Here is a 21,336-nt window from a genome sequence, read left to right as displayed (position 1 = left end):
CTATAGAAAAAGAGGTGTCAAAAATGACATTTTTGACACCTCTTTTTTTATTCAAGAACAGTAAATATGATCTGTGAATCATGGAAGACCTTGTGAGTCTGCTTTTGAAAATCTTCCTCTTCGGCTTCAAAGATATTTTCCACATAGGTCTGCGGGTTCCTATCGATCAAGGGAAACCATGTGCTTTGAACCTGAATTTGCAGCTTATGACCTTTCTTGAAAGTGTGGTGAATATCCTGAAGCTGTAGGTCTACTGCGGTCTTTTTGTTAGGCTCAAAAGGCTCTGGATCTGAAAAACTGTTTCTAAACCTGCCTCTTATCACTTCGCTTCGCACCATCATATGGTAGTTGCTCATAGAAAGATAATCCTGAGTTTCCTCATAATCTTCGGCATCGGGAGGGAAAACATCAATAACTTTTACAATCCAGTCGGCTGCTGTTCCTGTGGTCGCCACCTGTAGTTTTGCAAGCACTTCTCCTGCCAGGGTAAGATCTTCTTCCAAAACTTCAGTTTCGTATATGAGCACATCGGGCCTGCGTGCAGCAAAACGTTGATCATCGGTCATATACTTCCGCGGAGTAAAGACCATTTTTATATCTTCAGAATAAGGCACGGGTTTATTAGGATCACTAACAAATTCTTCGGCTCCTACCATAGTTCCCAATTCAGTTTCAGACTGGGATTTCAGCTCTTGACCATCACTCAGGAAAAAAGTTTTCTTTTTTGCCTCTTTTGGAGGCCAGGCAGCATAACTTTTCCATTCGTGAAGACCGGTGTCAAACATATAAGCTTCAGGAAGTAATATAGAACCATCGGCTTCACCTTTTAAAAAGTGGTTAAAGAAGATGGTCTCTACATCCTTTTGATAGTCCCTGGAGATATTATCTCCAAAGTAAACGTTTCCAATTGCCTGTCGCTCTTTCGTACGTGCCCAGTCTCCGTGGCTCCAGGGCCCCATAACGAGCATGTTGAAATTATTGCTGTTCTTCTCAATGGTCTTGTAGATATTGAAAGGTCCATAGAGGTCTTCGGCATCAAATAATCCACCAACCACCATTACTGCCGGCTTTATATCTTTTAGATGCTGTACGATCCCGCGTTTTTGCCAAAACTCGTCATAGTTTGGATGCTCTTTTAGCTGCTGCCAGAAAACATTGTCCTCACCATAATATTTATCAAGATTTTTGAGCGGGCCTGCATCAAGAAAGAATTGATATTGGTCCTTTGTTCCCAACTCCGGAAATGAGTACCAGGCAGTATCAGTCGGAGTGGTCTTTTCATAACCAAAGACAGCCGTTGCCCTCCAGTAGCTTAAAAAGTAAGCTCCATTATGGTGAAAATCGTCAAAAAAGAAATCTCCGATAGAAGCCTGCGGCGAAACAGCTTTTATAGCTGGATGGTCTGCAAGAAGTGAATATGTAGCATAAAATCCCGGGTAAGAAATTCCCCAAAGTCCAACTTTCCCGTTGGTGTTTTTGACATTCTTAAGCAGCCATTCTACAGTATCATAGGTATCGCTTGCTTCATCGATCTGCTTCCCCTTTTTTTTCGGAATGAACGGCCGCATATTGTCATACACTCCTTCGCTCATCCATCTCCCGCGTACATCCTGATAAACGAAGATATTCCCCTGCTTCATAAGATCTGCATTAGGGCCCACCAAAGAGCGGAATTTATCTTCCCCATAAGGCCTTGAACTATATGGGGTTCGGGTCATGAGGATTGGATACTTTTTAGAAGTATCCTTTGGTGAAAAGATGGTTGTATGAAGATTGATGCCGTCCCTCATTGGGATGACTACCTCTCTTTTGTTGTAATGTTCTTCAACTTTGTAGTCGGTTTGGGCATAAGTAAAACCAGGGTTTCCAACCAGTAGAAACAACACCGGAAGGAAAAAGATCTTAAAAAATTTCATTCAGTAAGGTTTTTTTTGAAGTCCCTAAAGATAGAAATTCCCACTAAAAACAAAATATTTAAGAAGTTTTACTTCTGAAATTGCTCCACTCCTTCTTCCAGCCATTCCCGGAATTCATCAGAATCAGGGGTATAACCCACCGGCTGGTTTAGCATATTCATGTCGTGATCGAGTAACACGTAAAAAGGTTGAGAATTATTTCTGAAGTTCAATGTTTGAAAAGTAGCCCATTTATCACCAATGGTTTGGATCTCTTTAATTCCGCCACCGGGTTTTTGGTAGTTGAACATTTGGTCTTCGGGCAACTCCTTCCTGTCATCCACATAAAGCGAGATCAAAACAAAGTCATCCTTCATAATATCATAAACCGCAGGATCACTCCACACCTGTTCTTCCATTTTTCGGCAATTCACACAGGCCCATCCGGTAAAGTCCAGTAGAATTGGCTTATTTTCCGCTTTTGCTGCAGCCACCCCTTCCTCAAAATCTTTGTAAGCTTTGAGTCCTAGAGGCCCTTCAGTTTCTTTCTCATAGATACTATAGAACAAGGGCGGCGGGAATCCACTTAACAGCTTGAGGTTAGCATGGGATGTATTAGTAAGGCCCGGAATAAGATAGACCACAAATGCCAGGGTGATGATTCCCAGGAACAATCTTCCTTTGCTCAATTTTGTTTTTGGCCCGTCATGAGGAAATCTTAAGATCCCAAAAAGGTAAAGTAGAAGGCCAATTCCCACCACGATCCAAATTCCTATGAAAATTTCCCTTTTTAGAAGCCCCCAGTGTTGCACCAGGTCGGCGTTTGAAAGGAATTTAAAAGCAAGCGCAAGTTCAATGAAACCAAGTACTACTTTAACCGAGTTAAGCCAGCCACCGCTTTTGGGCAAGGAATTGAGCCAGTTGGGGAAAAGTGCAAAAAGTGCAAAAGGAAGTGCCAGCGCCAGACCAAAACCTCCCATTCCAAAAGACAGCTGAGTTGCGCCACCATCTGTAGTCAAAGAGCTTCCCAACAGGGAACCTAAAATAGGGCCTGTACATGAAAAAGAAACCAGCGCCAGAGTAAGAGCCATGAAGAAAACCCCAATGATCCCTCCAAAACTCGATGCTTTATCGTCCATTTTATTGCTCCAGGAACTCGGTAGTGTGATCTCGTAATACCCAAAGAAGGAGAAAGCAAAAATTATGAAGATCACAAAGAAGATGATATTCAGTGTGGTATTTGTACTAATATTGTTCAGGATCTCCGGGTCGAGGGAATCCAGTAAATGGAACGGCAGACTTAATAGCAGGTAAATTAGAAAAATAAACACTCCATACATGATTGCGTTTACCAGACCTTTACGGCGTGTCCTGGCACCTTTGGTAAAGAAGGAAACGGTGAGCGGGATCATCGGGAAAACGCAGGGTGTCAATAGGGCGATCAATCCACCAATGAACCCCAGAAAGAAGATAGTAGTATAACCGTCTCCTTCTTCCTCTACAATTTCGGCTCCCCCTACTCCTTTAACGTTAATGTTTAGAGCTTCAGTCAACCTTTGATCTTTATCTGAAACCTCGAGATCTGTAAATCCTTCTACGACCTCCTTGTTGCCTATATCAAATGTAAATCGTTCAGTATCGGGTGGAAGACATTTCTCATCATCACATACAGAAAAATAAACTTCCGCAGTAATTACAAGATCTGTGGGATCCAATACTTTGATCTTCTGCCTAAAAACGGCTTCATCTTCAAAGTAAGTGATGTCGGCTTCAAAGACGGCATCGTAAAGCGCAGGAACATTAGGTTCTAAAGTGGGGCCAAGCAGCTCAAATTTTCCGGGAGCTTCAGAATAAGAAAATTCGGTTGGAATTGGTGCAATATCAATTTTGACCTCTTCCTGAGAGTAAAGGTGCCATCCCGGTTCTAAGAACGCAGTGAAAACAAGATTATAAATGGAATCATTCTCCTGCTCCACCCTTGCCTCCCACTCTATGGGATCTTCCAGTCCCTGTTGTCCCAGATTATTGGGATCAAAGATCTGTGCATTGGTGCCAAAAATGCTTAAAAACAAGAGCGTTAAAAATATGGGTAATCTCATGGTGTATAACTTAATCTCAAGATTTCTTTTGTTGTGTCTTCCACGGCAAAACGGGCATCGGCACGATGGCCAATAACCCAAATTATGTCCTTTCCGGAGCAAAGGAGCCAGCAATTCTCCTTTTGAGGCAAAGATAACTTCTCATCCTTAAAAAATTTACTCAGTTTTTTCTTTCCCTGCATCCCGAAGGGATAAAAATAGTCGCCCTGCCTCCATTTCCTTACAATTAAAGGATATTGAAGCTTATTGCGGTCAAGGTAGATCGTCCAGGGATCGGCTTTTAGTATTTCTTCTGTAGGTTCAAATTGAAAAGTTCCAATAGGCAACATCACTACTTCTTCATTTTCCCGGATCTCATAAACTTTATCCTCATTCGGCGGAAGGGTGGTAAGCAGTAGGTCTTCCCTATCCTTTATAAGACGATGCGTTTTTGAAAAGACCATTTTTCCCGCCTGGGCATCAAGAAGACCATGCACATCTTCCCATTCGGTAAAACCGAAGGATCTAAACAAATTATACATCACTGCCTTTGTATTGGGAAGGGTTTTTAACAACTTGACCTTAAAAGAATAACCGTATTCCTCCTGTTTTGCGATCTTCGGAAATATAGCTGAAATATAGTCTTCGATCAGCTCAGAACTTTGCTGAAGGTGACTTCTGGTCTTACTGAAACTCTCCAATAACTGAGGATTCAATTCCAGCAACTTCGGAATGACCTCCAGTCTCACTTTATTCCGGAAATATTTAACCGATTCATTGCTGCTGTCTTCTCTCCACTTCAGTTTTTGCAGGTGCGCATAATTTTCGATGTCCTCCCGGGTATAGGGCAATAGAGGCCGTACAATAAATTCATTCACGTCAGGTATTCCCGTTAAGCCTTCAAGTCCCGTGCCTCTTATAAAATTAATGAGCACCGTTTCAAGGTTATCATTGGCATGATGGGCTGTAAAAACATAATCGAACTGCAGCGTTTCCTGTAGCTCCCTAAACCAGTGATAACGTAGTTCCCGGGCGGCCATTTGAACAGATACCTTTTTTTCTAAGGCATAAGCTTCAGTCTCAAAACTTTCGATAAAAACTTCGGCTTCCAAAGCATCTGCAAGCTCCATAACAAAAGCTTCATCTCCATCGCTCTCATCTCCTCTCAGCTGAAAATTACAATGCGCCAGGGAGATATTAAGTCCGGCATCCTTGCACAGGTGAGCGAGCACGACACTGTCCAGCCCACCGCTCACGGCGAGAAGTATCTTTTTTTCCAAAGTTTTAGGAAAATGCTCTTCCAGGTGTTTTTTGAACGCTAACAGCATAGGCTCAAAGATATCAAAAATGGAACGGCTTATGTCTATTTTTCAGCTCCGTTTTTTGCCGGTATCCTTTAGACAGTACTACTTGACGATAGGCGGTAGCGCGAAGAATTTCACATTTATTAGCCATGGATAAATTGATCGTCCTTAACTATAGCGAAACCGCAAAAGATATTTTTTTCACACTACACGTTAAGTCCTGAACTTGGCTATTCCTCCTCCAGCACCTGCCTTAGCGCGGCAGCTTTCACAAGGCACTCCTGGTATTCGTTCTCGGGAACCGACCTGGCCGTAATAGCCCCGCCAACTGAAAAAGAAACATATCTGGCAGTTGAGTTATACAAAATACTGCGTATCACCACATTGAAATCAAAGTCACCCGAAGGGTCAAAATATCCTACGGCCCCGCTGTAAAGACCGCGTTTGGTCTCCTCGAGCTCTTCAATGATCTCCATAGCCGAAATTTTTGGAGCTCCCGTCATGCTTCCCATAGGAAAAGTTGTGCGCAACACCTCGACCGGAGGTATGCCTTCTTCCAAAGTTGCTCTAATTGTGGAGATCATTTGATGCACTTGAGGAAAACTATAGACCTTACACAATTCAGAAACTTCAACACTCCCTCTTTTTGCCGTTTTTGAGAGGTCATTCCGAACCAGGTCTACGATCATCACATTTTCAGATCTTTCTTTTGGATCATTTTCCAGGTTTTTGGCCAGTTCCACATCCTTTTCCGGGTTCGAGAGTACTCTTCGGGCTGTCCCTTTTATAGGCTGAGAGATCAATTGGTCTTCCTTCTTTTGAAGATATCTCTCTGGCGATGCAGACAAAAGGTACTTATCATAATTCCTGAAGAAAGTGGCAAAAGGAGGCCTGGAAATGTCATTTAAAGCAATAAATTTCTGAATCGGATCTATCTCTGCATCTTCAGCATAGAATTCCTGACAAAAATTAGCTTCATAGATATCTCCCCGCTGAATATGAGCCAGCATTTCCCCCACTTTTTGCAGGTAATCCTGTTTTGGAATTCGTGGCTGCATTTTTACAGCTTTTGCATTTCCTGAAAAATCCTCCTGAAAATCCCTTTTTTGAAGAATATGTTCCAGATCCTCTTCCAGCTCATCATCTACCACCGGAAGGTATTGTAGCTCTAATTCCCTGCCTCTTAAAAAAAGGATCTTTTTGGGCTGAAAAAAGAACAACTCCGGAAAATGGAGTCCGTCGTGATTTTTAGAATTAAGATCTTCCACGTCATTTTTAAGATCGTAGGAGAGATACCCAAAGATCCAGTCGGCCATGGTTTCCTGGTATTCCTTCAGCTTTTCGAAAGCTTCCGAAGCATCGGTTTGAATGGCAGTAAAAGCATCTACGGCTAAAACAGCTTCATAGTTTGAATAGCTGTCTTTATGGTCATTACTATCAAACCACACCACCTCCTGGAACTGTCGCGCCCATTGCAACAAAACTCTTTTAGCTGGAAAATTCTCTTCTAATTTGACTTTTTTGGATACCCGCACTACTCCTTGATTTGCTGAGAAAAAGACGTGACTACTTCAATAATTCCCAGATCAAAGACCTCATTCACAACCACACCTTTTTCTGAATCAAAATTTTCATAGAACTGTGGCAGACTGAAGCTTTCCACTACATTGGCTCCAAATCTCGGAAACTGATTTTTACAATATTCCAGCGCCGAAGCACCCCCGCGTTTACCCGGGGAAGTACTCATTAAAAGCACTTTTTTGCCATCCAGGAAGTTCTTTTCGACACGGGAAAGCCAGTCGATGATATTCTTAAAGAACCCGGAAACATTGGAATTGTATTCATTTGCGGCTATGATCAATGCAGGTGCCTCAAGGATCTTCTCATAAAGGAATTTCACGTCCTGCGGAATTCCTTCTTTTTCCTTTACAATACTATACATTGGAAATTCCAGCTTATGTAGCTCAAGCACTTCCACGGGATGATCTGAAATTCGATTGGTAACATTCAGGATCAATTGGTGATTAATGGAGGTTGGACTACTGGAGCCGGCAAAAGCAAGGATCTTTGTCATAAGTGCAAAATTGAAGGTCAAAAATACAAAATAGGCGGGGAAGAAATTAAGAATGTTGCCGGTTGTATAAAACCAATAGGCTTTCAACAATTTAAGCTTACCTTTGACCTTTTAAATTTTTACCGCGTGACTTTTCAGGACCTCAACCTTACCACACCCCTTTTAAATGCCCTTGAAGATCTAAAGATCTCTACTCCTACTCCTATACAGGAGCAATCTTTACCCGTAATTCTTTCGGGACGGGATATGGTGGGAATAGCCCAAACGGGAACCGGTAAAACCCTGGCGTATCTCCTGCCTCTTCTGAAAACCCTTAAATATTCTGAACAAAAGAATCCGAGGATCCTCATCCTTGTTCCTACCCGGGAACTGGTGGTACAGGTGGTAGAGGAACTTGAAAAGTTAACAAAGTATATCAATACCCGAATTCTTGGGATATATGGAGGAACGAACATTAATACCCAAAAACAACAGGTCGCACAGGGGCTGGATATAATTGTGGCCACTCCCGGCAGGTTATATGATCTAGCCATTAACCGGGATCTGCAGTTAAAATCCATACAAAAGCTTGTTATTGATGAGGTAGATGTGATGTTGGATCTTGGTTTTAGATTTCAGCTTACGAACATCCTGGATCTAATTCCTGCCAGTCGTCAAAATATTATGTTCTCGGCAACAATGACTGCCGATGTAGAAAAACTTATACAGGAGAACTTCAAGAATCCTGAAACAGTTTCTGTAGCCGCAAGTGGGGCTCCCCTGGAAAATATTCAACAGGATGGATTTGAAGTACCCAATTTCTACACCAAGGTCAATCTCCTGAAGTACCTCCTGGAAGACCGGGAAGCCTATCACAAAGTGCTGATTTTTGCAGGGAACAAGCGTATAGCCGACCGACTCTTTCAAAACCTGGACCCTCTTTTTCCCGAAGAGTGTACTATTATTCACTCCAATAAAACCCAGAATTACCGCTTGAGGAGTATCAGGCAATTTGGAGACGGCTTTTGCCGAATCCTTATAGCCACAGATGTTATGGCACGTGGACTGGATATTGAACAGGTAAGTCACGTAATAAATTTCGATACCCCTGCTTATCCCGAAAATTATATCCATAGAATTGGTCGTACGGGAAGGGCAGAAAAAGAGGGCCATGCGATCCTTTTTACCACGCCTTCAGAAAAAGAAGACCTGGAAAAGATTGAGTCTCTCATGGATTTAAAAATTGACTTCCAGCCCCTACCTGAAGAAGTCCAAATTTCTTCTGAATTAATTCCGGAAGAGCAGCCAAAGTCAGATGAAATTTACAACCCAGGGAAGTTCTCTGATGAAGATAAACCCGGGCCGGCATTTCACGAGAAAAAAGAAAAGAACAAAAAGGTGAATCTTGGTGGATCTTATCGAAGAGAGATCAAGAAGAAGTATAAAAAGCCGAAAACCCGCGGTGATAAGAATTACAACCGGAAGAAGAAAAAATAGGGATTAAAAACCTCATTTTTAAATACTTGCATTAAGAAATAATTCACTAAAAATAACGTTAAGATGAACTGTAGGTTTTTACCGCCGAACCACACATCCCATCTCTACTCCCTCCCCACTTTTCTCTGTGAATTTTACCTCCCCAGCAGCTCTTAAAGACTTAAATTGATCTTTTTCAGATTTTTATCTCTTAGTGTTTATGCCTTTTGTGAGGAAAAAAAAGTAAAATTTTGAAATTCCGTAAAAAAAATTTTTGAGGAACCATCAACAACCATGCGCCTTTAGAAATACTTTATTATAAAATCTTTAAAAAACTGAAAGACTGTTAGTTGAGTTTTAAAAAATTATATTAAATTTAACTTTAATGCCCCCCGTTGTATTGAAAGCATGAACAACAGGAAATCCCTTACCTGTTATTCGAAAATTTTTTCTTGATGAAAAAAAATACTTTTATGCCGGATGACTTTACTATAGGTGCCGCACACAGCCTGTTCAATGTCTACGAGGGACATGATAAGCAGGAATTCCTATTGTTCATCAATTCTGCTGATGATCTTTCTTTAAAAGCGGTAAATTACCGCTGTTTACAATACTTTAAAAGAGATTTTCCGCTCGCGCAAACCGACCATAATTTTTACCGGGAGATCATCCATCCGGAGGATTATTCGGTTATAGTACATCAATTGAGCAACCTTCGAGATTTTAAAATGAACGATGATAAAGGGGTGACTATTAGGGTAAAGTCCCCTTTCGGCTACTGGAAAAAGTTTTTATTTCAGTGTCGGCCCTATTTAGGTTTTGAAGGAGAAACGGATGAAGAATATGTCCTGGTCCTGGCAAAACCCTTGGGTAATAATAGATTTCAGGCAAGGAAAGGGATCAACATTGAAAACGAAAAATCACTGCAGGAGAGTCTCAACAGGTACAGAGTGCTGGTCAATTCCCTGGACCAGGGATTTGGCGTTGTAGAAATGATCTTTGATCTTAAGAAAAAGCCTTTAGACTACCTGTTCGTGGAGATCAATCCTGCTTTTGAAAAACACACCGGCCTTAATGAACCCCTTGGCAAAACGATAAGGGAATTTTACCAGCAGGATGAAAGCCACTGGTTCAGCACCTTAGGCGAAGTTGCGTTCACGGGAGAGGCAGTACGTTTTGAAGATTATGCGACTGCTCACGACCGTTGGTTTGATGTATATGCCTTTCCCATTGGAAGTTCCAAAAGTAGAAAAGTGGCCTGTCTTTTTTCCGATATCACCCCCAGAAAGGAAGCTGAGGAAAAACTTCAAAAGCTCAACGAGAAGCTTGAGTTTAAAGTGAAAAGCCGTACTCACGAACTGGAGGAAAACAATGAATTACTCCAGATGGTATTCGATACCGTTAACCAGGGGATCTTTCTCATGAAGCCTTTGTTCGGTGAAAATTATGACATTGTAGACTTCACCTATGTAAGAGTAAATAAGGTAATTAACCGTTATTACAATAAAAAGCGGATGGCGGGACGTAGTTTTTTAAAATACAACCCGCAAGCTACCGAAAAAGGAGTATTTGAAGCTTTAAAACAAACCATGCTCACCGGAGAATCGACCGATCTTGAAATTCCTGTTGAACGCAATGGAAGACAAAACTGGATTCATCTTACCAGCAGAAGACAAAAAGGACTCCTCATCTGTTCCCTGGAAAATATCACCCGGGATAAAATTAAGGCTCAAAAGCTCAAAGACAATATTAGATTCAAGAAGCAGCTCATTGAGACCTCGCCAGATATCATTATGATCTTCAATCTTTATGATGAGAAGGTGAGATATATCAACCGTGATCTTTCCATAGAAGAAGGTATGACCGTAGAAAATGTCAATGGGATGCCATTGCTGGACATTATCCCGTTGATCCATCCTCAGGACAGGCAAAAATGCCTGGAATTCCACACCCGCTTAACAAGAGCCAGGGACCATGATATCATGGAGGTTGAATTCAGGTTAAAGGGAGCAGGTAAACATTGGGATTTCTACAATGCCCGCGGTAAAGTCTTTATGAGGAACAAAAAAGGCAATGTTTACGAATACATTGTTCTTCTAAGAAATGTCCAGGCTCAGAAAGCAACTCAGCAAGCACTGATCTCTGCTGAAAAACTTTCGATCAAAGGAGAGATCGCAAGAACCCTTGCACACGAATTAAGGAATCCTTTAGCCAGCATTGGCATGTCTGCAGATATTCTGGAAAAATTGACTAAGGGTCCACAAAAGAAATTACTAAGTAACTATACAGGAATAATTAAAAGAAGTACTGACACGTTGAATAACCTGGTTACGGATCTTCTTACAACTTCAAATTACTCCAAACCTAATCTAGCAAAATGTTGCCTGGCGAAAACAACAAATAAAGCACTGGCTCATGCCCGGGATAGAATCTATCTCGCAGGGATAACAGTGCATAAGAAGTACCGGGGTTCTTACTTTATATACGCTGATGAAGAGAAACTAAAAATAGCTATTCTTAACATTATTGTGAATGCAAGTGAAGCCATGCTCCCAGATGAAGGAGTGCTAACTTTGAGTATAAAGAAAAAGAAAAATACTTTTTCTCTTAATATTACTGATAACGGTTGTGGAATGGAGAAGGACCAACTGGAAAGACTATTTGAATCCTTTTATACAAAAAAACCGGGCGGAATGGGAATTGGTCTCAGCTCGGTCAAAAATATTCTCGAAGAACACGGGGCTCATATTGAAGTGCAAAGTGTTCCCAAAGAAGGTACCACATTTGTACTCACCTTTCCCTGCCATGAGGACGCTTTAAAAGGAAAATAACCAGCGGCCGCTATAAAAACCGATTATTGTGTATCTTCGGCAATTAATTGGAGCAGTATTTTTTCCTGATCCTATTAAGAAAAAATTACAAAAGTTGATCGCAATTTATGGGGATAATAGATTCCATAGGCAATCTGGTCATGAAGAGCCGGATAGAAGACTTAGAAAATTCCATTAATAATCCTCATGAGACACAGCAAAGAGTCTTAAAAGACCTTTTGTCAACTACAAAAGAAACTTACTATGGAAAAAAATTCCATTTTAAGGATATTCATAATTACCGCCAGTTCCTAGAACAGGTACCTTTGAACAATTACGAAGATCTTTTTCCTTACATTGACCTTATTCTCAAAGGGGAACAAAATATTCTTTGGCCTACTCCTATTAAATGGTTTGCAAAATCATCGGGCACGACCGGTGCGACCAGTAAGATCATTCCCGTTTCTACAGAAGGTTTAGAGCTATGCCATTACCAGGGCGGGCGGGATATGCTGGCTTTATACATTAGGAACTATCCGGATGCGAAGCTTTTTTCAGGAAAGAACCTTTCTATAGGCGGAAGCCAGGAGTCAAGATATTCTGAGAATAATGCTCATTATATTGCTAATATTTCTGCAATTGTAATGAAGAACTTGCCTTTTTGGGCGCAATTCGGTCGTACCCCGGGATTAGAGGTGACCATGATGAGCAACTGGGAAGAGAAGATCAAAAAGATCGCAGAAATCACCTCTCAACAACGGGTTACCAGCCTTGCAGGTTCGCCGATGTGGATGCTGTTACTGCTTCAGCATATAATTAAAGAACAGAAAATCACCTATATACAGGACGTTTGGCCAGATCTGGAAGTTTTCTTCCATGGGTCTGTTTCTTTCGCTCCTTACAGACCGCTATTCGAAGAACTGGATAAGGACAAAAGTCTGCGTTATCTTGAAATTTTTAACGCTACAGAAGGTTTCTTTGCGCTTCAGGATCAAAAGGAAGATCCCTCCCTCCTGCTTATGCTCAACTACGGGATCTTTTACGAATTTATTCCTGAAAAGGAATTCCTTTCAGAAAACCCCAAAGTGATCCCACTTAGCGAGGTGGAGATAGGAAAAAATTATTCAATGGTGATTAGCACCAATTCGGGCTTGTGGCGCTACAAGATTGGAGATACTGTTAAGTTCACAAGTACCAGTCCTTACAGATTCACCATAAGCGGTCGAACCAAACATTGTATAAATGTGTTTGGAGAAGACCTTTTCGCAGAGCATGCCGAAAAAGCAATTTCTCAGGCTTGTCGTGAAACCGGCGCCATACTCCGGGATTTCACGGCAGCTCCTTACTTTTATGACCGCAGCAAAAAGGGCTATCACGAATGGCTAATCGAATTTGTTAGATCACCACAAAATTTACAGGCTTTTACCGATATCCTGGACAGGGAATTGGGCAAATACAATGATGATTACGCATCCAAACGAAAAATGGATGTTGCCATCCAGCGGCCTGTAGTTCGGGAAATGCCCGAAGGCACTTTTTATGAATGGTTAAAGAGGAAGAATAAGCTGGGAGGGCAACATAAAGTGCCCCGCTTGTCTAATAGCCGTGAGTTTGTTGAAGAACTGCTCCACATTAAGAAATCACTGCAGCCGGAAATCTAATTTTCCTTCAGCAACTCATCCAGCAGCTCTTTAAATCCTGAATCATTCCAGTTAGCCGAACCTTTCTTGCTCACAGCTATTTTCCCCTCTCTCGAGATCACAAAAGTGGTTGGCAATGTACGCGACTGTAACTTTTGAGGAGCCATATCTATGGGTTGGTATACCGGAAGACGGTAATCTTTTTTCTTCAGGAACTGCTCCAGTTTCTCAGTTTCTTCTGTAGAGACAAAATAGAAATTCACTTTATCTCCATACTCATTGTACAATTTCTGAAAAGATGGCATTTCTGCGATACAGGGAGGACACCAGGTGGCCCACAGGTTAATAACAGCTACTTCCCCAATACTGCTCCTAAAATTAACAGGATGTCCTTCCAGGTTTACAAGGTTCCAGTCGTAATCTTCTAATATCTCCCGCTCATCCTCAGCTATTTTGGATGGACTAAAGGAGATGATCCGGTTCATGGTTACCTGTATGGGTTTCCGGGTTTGTGGAATGAGCAACAGGACGATAAGGATAATGAACAGGATATTTGACCAGTTCTTTTTTAGAAATTCCATATTTATTAAAACTGTTTAAAAGTAGCTCTAAATTATCACCTGTCAAAAATGACATTTTTCGGCCCTCTCCATTTTTTAGATTATTAGTATCTTGGAAATCGAATAATTTTAATGAAGAGAAAATGATCCCCACAAAAAAATTGAGTATTGGTTTAATTACAGCCACAGTCATTGCTGCATGCGGTTCAGGAAATTCACCTACCCCCACACCACAGGATGAACAGGTTGAAACAGTACAAAAATCTACTATGAAAAATGATCTTTTACAGGAATGGACAGGCCCCTATGGCGGAGTACCTGCGTTCGATAAAATGAAACTTGAAGATCTACAGCCGGCGATGGAAACTGCCATGGCTTCGCACTTACAGGAAGTGCTTATGATCTCTGCAAATCCTGCTCCTCCCACTTTTGACAACACCATTCTTGCCATGCAAAAATCGGGTGAAGAGCTTGACCGCGTCTTTACCTATTACGGTATTTGGAGCAGCAATATGTCTTCGCCGGAATTCAGGGAGATCCAGCAGAGGTTAGCTCCTAAGATCTCAGAGTATTCCTCAAAAATATCTCAGAACAAAGAGCTTTTTGAAAGAGTAAAGGCAGTTTATGAACGTTCTTTGGAAGATCCCCTTTCTCCTCAAAAACAGCGGGCAGTACAGCTCATGTATGAAGACTTTGCAATGGAAGGTGCAGATCTAAATGAAGCCGACAAAGCCCGTTATGCTGAAATAAACAAGGAGCTGTCGCGTCTCTACACTCAGTTTAGCAACAATGTATTGGCCGAAGAAGAGAATTATGTCGTCTATCTTGAAGAAGATGAATTAAGCGGACTACCCGAATCTTACGTCAAAGCGGCTGCAAAAGCTGCTGCCGATCGTGGTGAAGAAGGAAAATACGCCGTATTAAACACCCGCTCCTCTATGGATCCATTCCTTACTTATTCAGATGAAAGAGAATTGAGAAAACAGGTTTGGGAGAATTATTACTCGCGTGGTGATAATGATGATGAATATGATAACAAACAGATCATCGAAGAGATCCTGAAATTGAGAGACGAAAGAGTCGAACTGCTTGGCTACGACAATTATGCCCAGTGGAGGCTCCAAAACAGGATGGCAAAAACACCTGAAAGAGCCATGGAACTCATGGAAGCTGTGTGGCCTGCTGCACTGGCACGTGTGGAAGAAGAGGTAGCCGATATGCAGGCACTTGCGAAGGCAGAAGGAAAGGATATCGCTATCGCTCCCTGGGACTACAGGTATTATGCTGAAAAGGTTCGCCAGGAAAAATATGACCTGGAATCTGATGAAGTAAAGCAATACCTGCAGCTGGACAAGCTTACTGATGCTTTATTCTATACAGCAGACAGAGTCTTTAACTATACTTTCACTCCGGTTCCAGAGGGGACAGTTCCCGTATATCATGAGGATGTAAAAGTTTGGGAAGTGACCGATAAAGACAGTGGTAAGCATATAGGCCTTTGGTATCTTGACCCTTACGCCCGTAAAGGAAAACGTTCGGGTGCATGGGCTTCACAGTACCGCAGCCATGCCGAGATGGACGAAAAGGAAGAAACAGTTTTAGCTTCCAACAACTCAAACTTTATCAAACCTGCTCCCGGAGAACCGGTCTTGATCTCCTGGGATGATGCAACTACTTTTTTCCATGAATTTGGTCATGCCCTGCACTTCTTTGCTTCAGAAGTAAAATATCCTATTCTAAACAGTGGAGTGAGAGATTACACCGAGTTCCAATCACAATTACTGGAACGCTGGCTGTCTACAGATGAAGTGATCAATCGCTTTTTAGTTCACCATGAGACAGGTGAACCAATTCCGCAGGAACTGGTAGCAAAGATCAAAAAAGCTTCTACTTTCAACCAGGGATTTGCAACCACCGAATTCCTAGCATCGGCTCTAATGGATATGAAATTACACACAACAGATCCTGAAGAGATAGACATGGAAACCTTCGAAAAAGAAACTCTGGAGGAGCTTAATATGCCATCACAGATCGTAATGAGACACAGAACTCCGCACTTTGGACACGTCTTCTCGGGTGAAGGATATGCTACAGGATATTACGGTTACTTATGGGCCGACGTACTGACATCAGATGCTGCGGAAGCCTTTAGAGAAGCACCGGGTGGATTCTATGATGAGACCGTAGCCGAAAAACTGGTGAAATACCTTTTCGCGCCACGTAATGCTATGGACCCTGCTGAAGCTTACAGGCTTTTTAGAGGAAGAGATGCTAATATTGATGCTCTCATGAGAGATCGGGGTTTTCCAGTTCCTTCTGAAAACCAACAGCAATAAAACTTTTTTAAGTGTCAAATGGCCGGACAAGTTCCGGCCATTTTATTTTAAAGCAATTCTTTAAAATGGTCTTTCAAGGTCTTTTGAGCCGCGTGAAATCCACACATTCCGTGCACTCCACCCCCGGGAGGCGTGGACGAAGAACAGATATAAACCCGTGGATCTGGGGTAGAATATGGTGATAAGCGGGCAACTGGTCGGGTAAACAGCTGCGTGATATCCTGTTTTCCGCCATTGATGTCCCCTCCAATTAGGTTAGGATCAAATTGCTCCATGGCTACGGTATTCATGGAGGAACGGGCAAGAATAGTATCCTTAAATCCAGGTGCCGCCCGCTCTATTTGATCTTCAATGATTTCTGAATAATCGGTCGTGCTTCCATTTGGAACGTGAACATAAGCCCATGCGGTGTGTTTTCCTTCAGGTGCCCGGGATGGATCAAAAGGAGTGTGCTGAGCCAATATTACATAAGGTGTTTTCGTCATGTTCTTCTCGTGAATGCCTTTTTCAGACTTCTCGATTTCCTGCTGTGAAAACCCAAGATGTACAGTCGCTGCCTTTCGGCATTTTTCGCTTGTAAATGGAATAGGCTCACTCAATGCCCAATCCATTTTAAAAACTCCTGCACCATATTTGTAAGACTCCATTCTTTTCCGGTAAAAAGAATTAAAATTAAGTCCTTTGATCTTCAGCAATTGTTTTGGCGTAAGGTCAAACAAATAAGCGTAAGCGTTAGGAAGATCCCTAATATCCTGAACAAGATGATCTGTATGGATTTCTCCACCTAGTGACTCGTAATACTTCACCAGGGAATTGAAAAAATTCCCGGCTCCACCTTTGGGAAAGGGCCAATTGTACCTGTGGGCACTGGTAGTAAGTACCAGCCCAAAAGAAGCCGAGGCTAAACTCGTCAAAGGTAATGTAGAATGCGCTGCCGAGCCATAAAAGAACATCCTGGTTTTCTCATTTTTGAAGTACCTGTTAGCTATCATCCTGGCCGAGGGTAAGGCCTTTAAACCGAATTTCATGAAGTGTAGAGGATGATCGGGTATTCCCAGCGGGCCAAGTAGATCTTTGTTGAGTTTATCCCAGTTATCCAGCAAAGGTTTTATTAAATTCAGGTAAGCAACTCCATCCTCTCCCAGTTGTGCGGCAGTGGTATGTATGTCTTTATAGCACGCATAAGCTGTACCATCAGTAAAAGGATGAGCATAGGCTACTTCTGGAAAGATCCATTCAAGGCCATGATCCTGCAGGGGAAGATTACGAAAGAATGGCGATGCCAAGCCAAGAGGTAAAATTGCAGAACCAACATCGTGTTTAAATCCCGGTAGGGTTAACTCCTGAGTCTTGGTAGCACCTCCGGGAACAGATGACTGCTCAAAAATAGCAGTTTTTAGTCCCTTTTGCTGTAGTCGTATTGCGGCAGCTATTCCATTACTTCCACATCCAATTACTATGGCATCATATTTTTCGGGCATTACGGTAAGTCTTTTTCCAGGTCGAGACTTTCGAGATATTCTTCAAAAGTGATATCTCCATGTTTTTCCCCGATCATATCATTAGTAGTCACAAATTTGAAATACTTTAGTTTGGCTGAAATGTTATCATCAACGAATTCCGGCAGGAACATTCCCCATTCGGCCACTTTCTCAGGAACAGGAATAACTTTCCCTCCAAGTTTATCGGCGATCATATCTGCCATTTCCCGGCGGGTATGAACAAGTGGTCCTCCTACTTCTATTAAGTCAGGACCTTCATTTAAATACTTTAGAACGACCTTTGCCAAGTCTTTTTGATGAATGCTGTTTGTACGGGCATTCCCTTCCCCTACTATAGGAATAACTTTTCTTTTCGCCATGATCGCCAAATCGTTCAAGCCCGAAAAAAAACCTACAGGCCTAATAATAGTATAATCCAGACCTGAGGCTTCTAAAGCATCCTCCACCATCTTATGAGATTTAGCTACCTCATACTCCAGGGCTTTTTCCGCACCTTTGATTGAGACATAGATAAATCTCTTCACGTTGTTCTTAACAGCATCGTCCAGGATATTGGAATTGGCATAAAAATCGTTTTCCATAAAAGATTTTCCGCCGTTAGTAAAGAGGCTAACACTTTTCCCAAGGGTTGAAATAACTATAGAGATATCTTTTGTAATATCCTTGATGATCTCATTACCTTCACTGGCATCGGCTCGCCAGACATCATCCGTCAGGTTTGACACCTTTTCAGCTCCTTCTGCGGAATGTACAAGTGCTCTTACTTTTTTCCCCTGTTGATGAAGTAAATTAAGTACTTCCAGCCCAAGAGCTCCTGAAGCGCCAGCCAATAATATTTTCTCCTCCATGATTATGTTCTTTCTTCCTGAAATTACAGGAAATAATCAGAAGAATTTAAGGTGAAACCGGGATTAACAAAAAATTAGTGGGCTGTATGCTCCATTTTCTCCCGTTGCATTTCACGCCGGCAGAAGGTCTTCAGCTTTTCCTTGGCTTTTGTTACCGAAAGGATCCTGCGGTGAGCACAAGTTACTTTTTCGGGTTTTCGGCTATTGATCAATCTGGAAAGAGTAGCTTTTTCTGAAGAATTCAACAAATCGAGGTGAGGCTTCATCAATTTGTAGATCGTTTTTACGTCCATACCTGAATTTTTTCTTAGCAACAGCTAATTAGTTCTACCTAAATATATTAAAAATCGAGAGAATGAACAAGAAGCTGAATTTCAGGAAGCTTTTGACAGAATATAAGGAAGAAATTATGTCATTATTAGGCAATAGAAAAATACCCCTTGGAAAAGGATTAGTTGTTTTCACACATCTAAGGTGCATGTTACTTGGCAATTTCCATTATGACCAAAACGATCGCCAGGAGAGCGATCAAAAAGATCATACCAAGCACTATAGCAATAATTACCTTTTGGGCAGTGGAAAACTCAACTGTATAGTTATTCCAGATGTTTGTTAAAACGCTCATGATGTAATAGAGTTTTCAGTAATTTTAGACCATATTAATAGTTAAATCATTCTACTCTTTTAATTTACGAAATTTCCACCTAATCAACAACTCCAAAAATTCCTCATAAGATTAAATTGTTTAATTTCTTGTTGAAGAACTCTACATTACATTTTTCTTAAAGATGTTTCTTACAATTTACAATTACATCTCTTTATGCTCCCATTGTTGGAATTATTAAAGTTTTAGCATAAATTGGACTGTAGCTGCAGTATTTTTGTGGCCAGATGAAGCAAAAAAAGAAATATACTGAAGGTAAAATCTTTAGTTCCCTCTTTAATCTTGCCGTTCCCATTATCCTGGCGAACATTCTTCAAACGGCTTACCAGTTAATAGACACATTTTGGTTAGGCCGTTTGGGTGCAAACGCAGTAGCTGCCGTGAGCATCAGTTTCCCCTTGTTGTTCCTCGTACTCTCCCTGGGTTCGGGCTTGACCCTGGCAGGTACGGTAGTGGTCTCCCAGTATTTTGGAGCTGAAGATCAAAAAAAGGTAGATTTCAATTCCTCGCAAACCATCTCCCTCATCTTTTTTGTCTCTTTACTGCTTTCTGTCCTTAGCTATTTTTCGGCCGCACCGCTCATGAAACTTATAGGAGCCGGACCTGAGATTTTAAATGACTCCGTTGAATATTTCCAGGTATCCTCAATAGGTTTCGTCTTTTTGTTCATGTTCTTTGCATTTCAATCTCTTATGCGTGGAATTGGAAATGTTATGCTTCCGGTATACATCGTACTGTTTACCGTATTTCTCAATTTAGTTCTGGATCCCCTCTTTATCTATGGATATGGTCCAATTCCAGGGTATGGGGTCGCAGGGGCAGCGGTAGCAAGCATTGTCACACAAGCTCTTTCCGCAGCAATAGGCTTATGGATCCTCTTTAGAGGAAAGAGCGGGATCAGGATACGCTTAGATCAAATGCGGCCGCACCTCTTCACTTTGAGGAGAGTTGTGAATCTGGGAATCCCCGCAAGTATAGAACAATCTACAAGGGCCCTGGGAATGACTTTTATGGTGGTACTGGTGACAGGTTTTGGAAGTGAGGTCGTAGCTGCTTATGGAATTGGAGCAAGGATATTAAGCTTTATTGTCATTCCGGCACTTGGATTAGCCATTGCCACGACATCGCTGGTAGGACAAAATATAGGAGCGATCAAGATCAAAAGGGCTGAAAAAGTGGCAAACCTCAGCAGCCAAATAGCTTTTTTCGGCCTCACGGGAATGGGCTTGCTTATGTATTTCTTTGCCGAACCTATTACAGCTTTCTTTATACCCAATGATCCCGATGTTATTCAAGACGCTGCGCTTTTCATCAAAATAATGGCACCCAGCTTTGGACTCCTGGGAGTGCAGCAGGTTTTAAATGGCGTCTTCAATGGCGCCGGATTCACTAAAGCATCTATGCTCATATCCATACTCAATCTTTGGATCATAAGATTTCCGCTTGCATTCATGCTGTCTCACAGGACCGATTTAAGCTACGAAGGGATATGGTGGGCCTTCCCTATTTCCAATCTTATCGCTGCCCTCGCAGCATTTATCTATTTCAAAAAAGGGTACTGGAAATTGAGAGTTTTTAGAAAACGAAAATGACATCAACACTTGATTCACAATAGCTTAACAGAATTATTGTTTTGCTGTTAAAACTCTTTTTCTTAAGTGGCAAAAATTTGAATTTAGAGTGATCATTAATTAAAAACCAGTTGACAATGGCAAAATCAGATTCAAAGACCACAAAAGATCATAACACCATAAAAAATTGGACTGAAGCCAGGGGTGGTAAACCTGCTGTAGTGGAAAGCACCTCAAACAGCAGTAAAGGCGGCGGACTCTTACGCATAAATTTCCCCGGCTATGCAGAAGATAATTTAAAGAATATTTCCTGGGAAGAGTTTTTCAGGATCTTTGACGAAAATAACCTGCAGTTCCTATATCAGGAAGAAACAAAGGACGGCGGGGAAAGCCGGTTTTTCAAATTTGTAGGTGACGACGATTAGTTCATTTATTAACCATTCTAGAACTATAAAGGCTGTCTTTCGACAGCCTTTTCCTTTTATAACTTTTAAATTAGGTTCTGCTTTTCTTCTTTGCGGCTTTTGCAGCACGCTTTTCTTTCAGGTTCAGCGCGGGTTCCTTCTTGGCTGAGTTCTTTGAAGGGGATTTTTCTTTTG

16 protein-coding genes are annotated in these 21,336 nt (G+C 41.7%); 6 read left to right on the top strand and 10 right to left on the bottom strand.

Annotation, left to right across the window (positions count from 1 at the left end):
• Positions 1-47: 47 nt before the first annotated feature.
• The 5 genes from ACXYMT_RS08950 to ACXYMT_RS08930 form a co-directional block, all read right to left on the bottom strand.
• Entirely contained in the window at positions 48-1,916 is a 1,869-nt protein-coding gene (locus ACXYMT_RS08950) for a CocE/NonD family hydrolase (RefSeq protein ID WP_459058733.1), read from the bottom strand.
• Positions 1,917-1,984: 68 nt separating this feature from the next.
• The gene (locus ACXYMT_RS08945) at positions 1,985-3,994 is read right to left on the bottom strand and encodes a protein-disulfide reductase DsbD family protein (RefSeq protein WP_459058732.1); all 2,010 of its coding nucleotides are present in this window, start codon (positions 3,992-3,994) and stop codon (positions 1,985-1,987) included.
• On the bottom strand, positions 3,991-5,253 hold the full coding sequence (gene tilS, locus ACXYMT_RS08940; protein WP_459058731.1) for a tRNA lysidine(34) synthetase TilS: 1,263 nt from the start codon (positions 5,251-5,253) through the stop codon (positions 3,991-3,993). Before tilS ends, ACXYMT_RS08945 begins: the two co-directional genes overlap by 4 nt.
• Before the next feature lie 254 nt (positions 5,254-5,507).
• A complete protein-coding gene (locus ACXYMT_RS08935) occupies positions 5,508-6,812 on the bottom strand; it encodes an anthranilate synthase component I family protein (RefSeq protein WP_459058730.1) in 1,305 nt (434 codons plus the stop codon).
• Positions 6,812-7,351, bottom strand: a complete 540-nt coding sequence (locus ACXYMT_RS08930; RefSeq protein WP_459058729.1) for an NADPH-dependent FMN reductase — start codon at positions 7,349-7,351, stop codon at positions 6,812-6,814. The genes ACXYMT_RS08935 and ACXYMT_RS08930 overlap by 1 nt, the downstream gene beginning before the upstream one ends.
• 126 nt (positions 7,352-7,477) lie before the next feature.
• On the opposite strand from ACXYMT_RS08930, the gene ACXYMT_RS08925 reads away from it, so the two are divergent.
• From ACXYMT_RS08925 to ACXYMT_RS08915, 3 genes are all read left to right on the top strand, one after another.
• Entirely contained in the window at positions 7,478-8,827 is a 1,350-nt protein-coding gene (locus tag ACXYMT_RS08925) for a DEAD/DEAH box helicase (protein ID WP_459058728.1), read from the top strand.
• Between the two features lie 434 nt (positions 8,828-9,261).
• Positions 9,262-11,637 (top strand): PAS domain-containing sensor histidine kinase, encoded by a 2,376-nt coding sequence (locus ACXYMT_RS08920; protein ID WP_459058727.1) that lies wholly within the window; start codon positions 9,262-9,264, stop codon positions 11,635-11,637.
• 107 nt (positions 11,638-11,744) lie between these two features.
• The gene (locus tag ACXYMT_RS08915) at positions 11,745-13,277 is read left to right on the top strand and encodes a GH3 auxin-responsive promoter family protein (protein ID WP_459058726.1); all 1,533 of its coding nucleotides are present in this window, start codon (positions 11,745-11,747) and stop codon (positions 13,275-13,277) included.
• Here the strand turns inward: ACXYMT_RS08915 and ACXYMT_RS08910 are convergent.
• On the bottom strand, positions 13,274-13,837 hold the full coding sequence (locus ACXYMT_RS08910) for a TlpA family protein disulfide reductase (protein WP_459058725.1): 564 nt from the start codon (positions 13,835-13,837) through the stop codon (positions 13,274-13,276). The genes ACXYMT_RS08915 and ACXYMT_RS08910 overlap by 4 nt on opposite strands.
• 122 nt (positions 13,838-13,959) lie before the next feature.
• On the opposite strand from ACXYMT_RS08910, the gene ACXYMT_RS08905 reads away from it, so the two are divergent.
• Positions 13,960-16,152 (top strand): M3 family metallopeptidase, encoded by a 2,193-nt coding sequence (locus ACXYMT_RS08905; protein ID WP_459058724.1) that lies wholly within the window; start codon positions 13,960-13,962, stop codon positions 16,150-16,152.
• Positions 16,153-16,199: 47 nt separating this feature from the next.
• On the opposite strand, the gene ACXYMT_RS08900 is transcribed toward ACXYMT_RS08905, so the two are convergent.
• From ACXYMT_RS08900 to ACXYMT_RS08885, 4 genes are all read right to left on the bottom strand, one after another.
• A complete protein-coding gene (locus ACXYMT_RS08900; protein WP_459058723.1) occupies positions 16,200-17,633 on the bottom strand; it encodes a phytoene desaturase family protein in 1,434 nt (477 codons plus the stop codon).
• Positions 17,633-18,502: an SDR family oxidoreductase gene (locus ACXYMT_RS08895; RefSeq protein ID WP_459058722.1), complete on the bottom strand. Its 870-nt coding sequence runs from the start codon at positions 18,500-18,502 to the stop codon at positions 17,633-17,635. Before ACXYMT_RS08895 ends, ACXYMT_RS08900 begins: the two co-directional genes overlap by 1 nt.
• 74 nt (positions 18,503-18,576) lie before the next feature.
• Positions 18,577-18,795, bottom strand: a complete 219-nt coding sequence (locus ACXYMT_RS08890) for a hypothetical protein (protein ID WP_459058721.1) — start codon at positions 18,793-18,795, stop codon at positions 18,577-18,579.
• 188 nt (positions 18,796-18,983) lie between these two features.
• Positions 18,984-19,127 (bottom strand): hypothetical protein, encoded by a 144-nt coding sequence (locus tag ACXYMT_RS08885; RefSeq protein ID WP_459058720.1) that lies wholly within the window; start codon positions 19,125-19,127, stop codon positions 18,984-18,986.
• 266 nt (positions 19,128-19,393) lie between these two features.
• On the opposite strand from ACXYMT_RS08885, the gene ACXYMT_RS08880 reads away from it, so the two are divergent.
• Both ACXYMT_RS08880 and ACXYMT_RS08875 read left to right on the top strand, forming a co-directional pair.
• Positions 19,394-20,758: an MATE family efflux transporter gene (locus ACXYMT_RS08880; RefSeq protein ID WP_459058719.1), complete on the top strand. Its 1,365-nt coding sequence runs from the start codon at positions 19,394-19,396 to the stop codon at positions 20,756-20,758.
• Between the two features lie 116 nt (positions 20,759-20,874).
• On the top strand, positions 20,875-21,162 hold the full coding sequence (locus ACXYMT_RS08875; protein ID WP_459058718.1) for a hypothetical protein: 288 nt from the start codon (positions 20,875-20,877) through the stop codon (positions 21,160-21,162).
• Positions 21,163-21,336 lie beyond the last annotated feature (174 nt).

The sequence above is a fragment of the Salinimicrobium sp. CAU 1759 genome (assembly GCF_054482715.1).
This window is presented reverse-complemented; position numbering and strand designations above follow the sequence as displayed.

What these genes read in the sequence shown, in the direction of transcription:
- ACXYMT_RS08880 (WP_459058719.1), top strand. Translation starts at nt 19,394, where the DNA reads ATGAAGCAAAAAAAGAAATATACTGAAGGTAAAATCTTTAGTTCCCTC.
- ACXYMT_RS08875 (WP_459058718.1), top strand. Translation starts at nt 20,875, where the DNA reads ATGGCAAAATCAGATTCAAAGACCACAAAAGATCATAACACCATAAAA.
- ACXYMT_RS08945 (WP_459058732.1), bottom strand. Translation starts at nt 3,994, where the DNA reads ATGAGATTACCCATATTTTTAACGCTCTTGTTTTTAAGCATTTTTGGC.
- ACXYMT_RS08890 (WP_459058721.1), bottom strand. Translation starts at nt 18,795, where the DNA reads ATGGACGTAAAAACGATCTACAAATTGATGAAGCCTCACCTCGATTTG.
- ACXYMT_RS08920 (WP_459058727.1), top strand. Translation starts at nt 9,262, where the DNA reads ATGAAAAAAAATACTTTTATGCCGGATGACTTTACTATAGGTGCCGCA.
- ACXYMT_RS08885 (WP_459058720.1), bottom strand. Translation starts at nt 19,127, where the DNA reads ATGAGCGTTTTAACAAACATCTGGAATAACTATACAGTTGAGTTTTCC.
- ACXYMT_RS08910 (WP_459058725.1), bottom strand. Translation starts at nt 13,837, where the DNA reads ATGGAATTTCTAAAAAAGAACTGGTCAAATATCCTGTTCATTATCCTT.
- ACXYMT_RS08915 (WP_459058726.1), top strand. Translation starts at nt 11,745, where the DNA reads ATGGGGATAATAGATTCCATAGGCAATCTGGTCATGAAGAGCCGGATA.
- ACXYMT_RS08930 (WP_459058729.1), bottom strand. Translation starts at nt 7,351, where the DNA reads ATGACAAAGATCCTTGCTTTTGCCGGCTCCAGTAGTCCAACCTCCATT.
- ACXYMT_RS08900 (WP_459058723.1), bottom strand. Translation starts at nt 17,633, where the DNA reads ATGCCCGAAAAATATGATGCCATAGTAATTGGATGTGGAAGTAATGGA.
- ACXYMT_RS08950 (WP_459058733.1), bottom strand. Translation starts at nt 1,916, where the DNA reads ATGAAATTTTTTAAGATCTTTTTCCTTCCGGTGTTGTTTCTACTGGTT.
- ACXYMT_RS08895 (WP_459058722.1), bottom strand. Translation starts at nt 18,502, where the DNA reads ATGGAGGAGAAAATATTATTGGCTGGCGCTTCAGGAGCTCTTGGGCTG.
- ACXYMT_RS08905 (WP_459058724.1), top strand. Translation starts at nt 13,960, where the DNA reads ATGATCCCCACAAAAAAATTGAGTATTGGTTTAATTACAGCCACAGTC.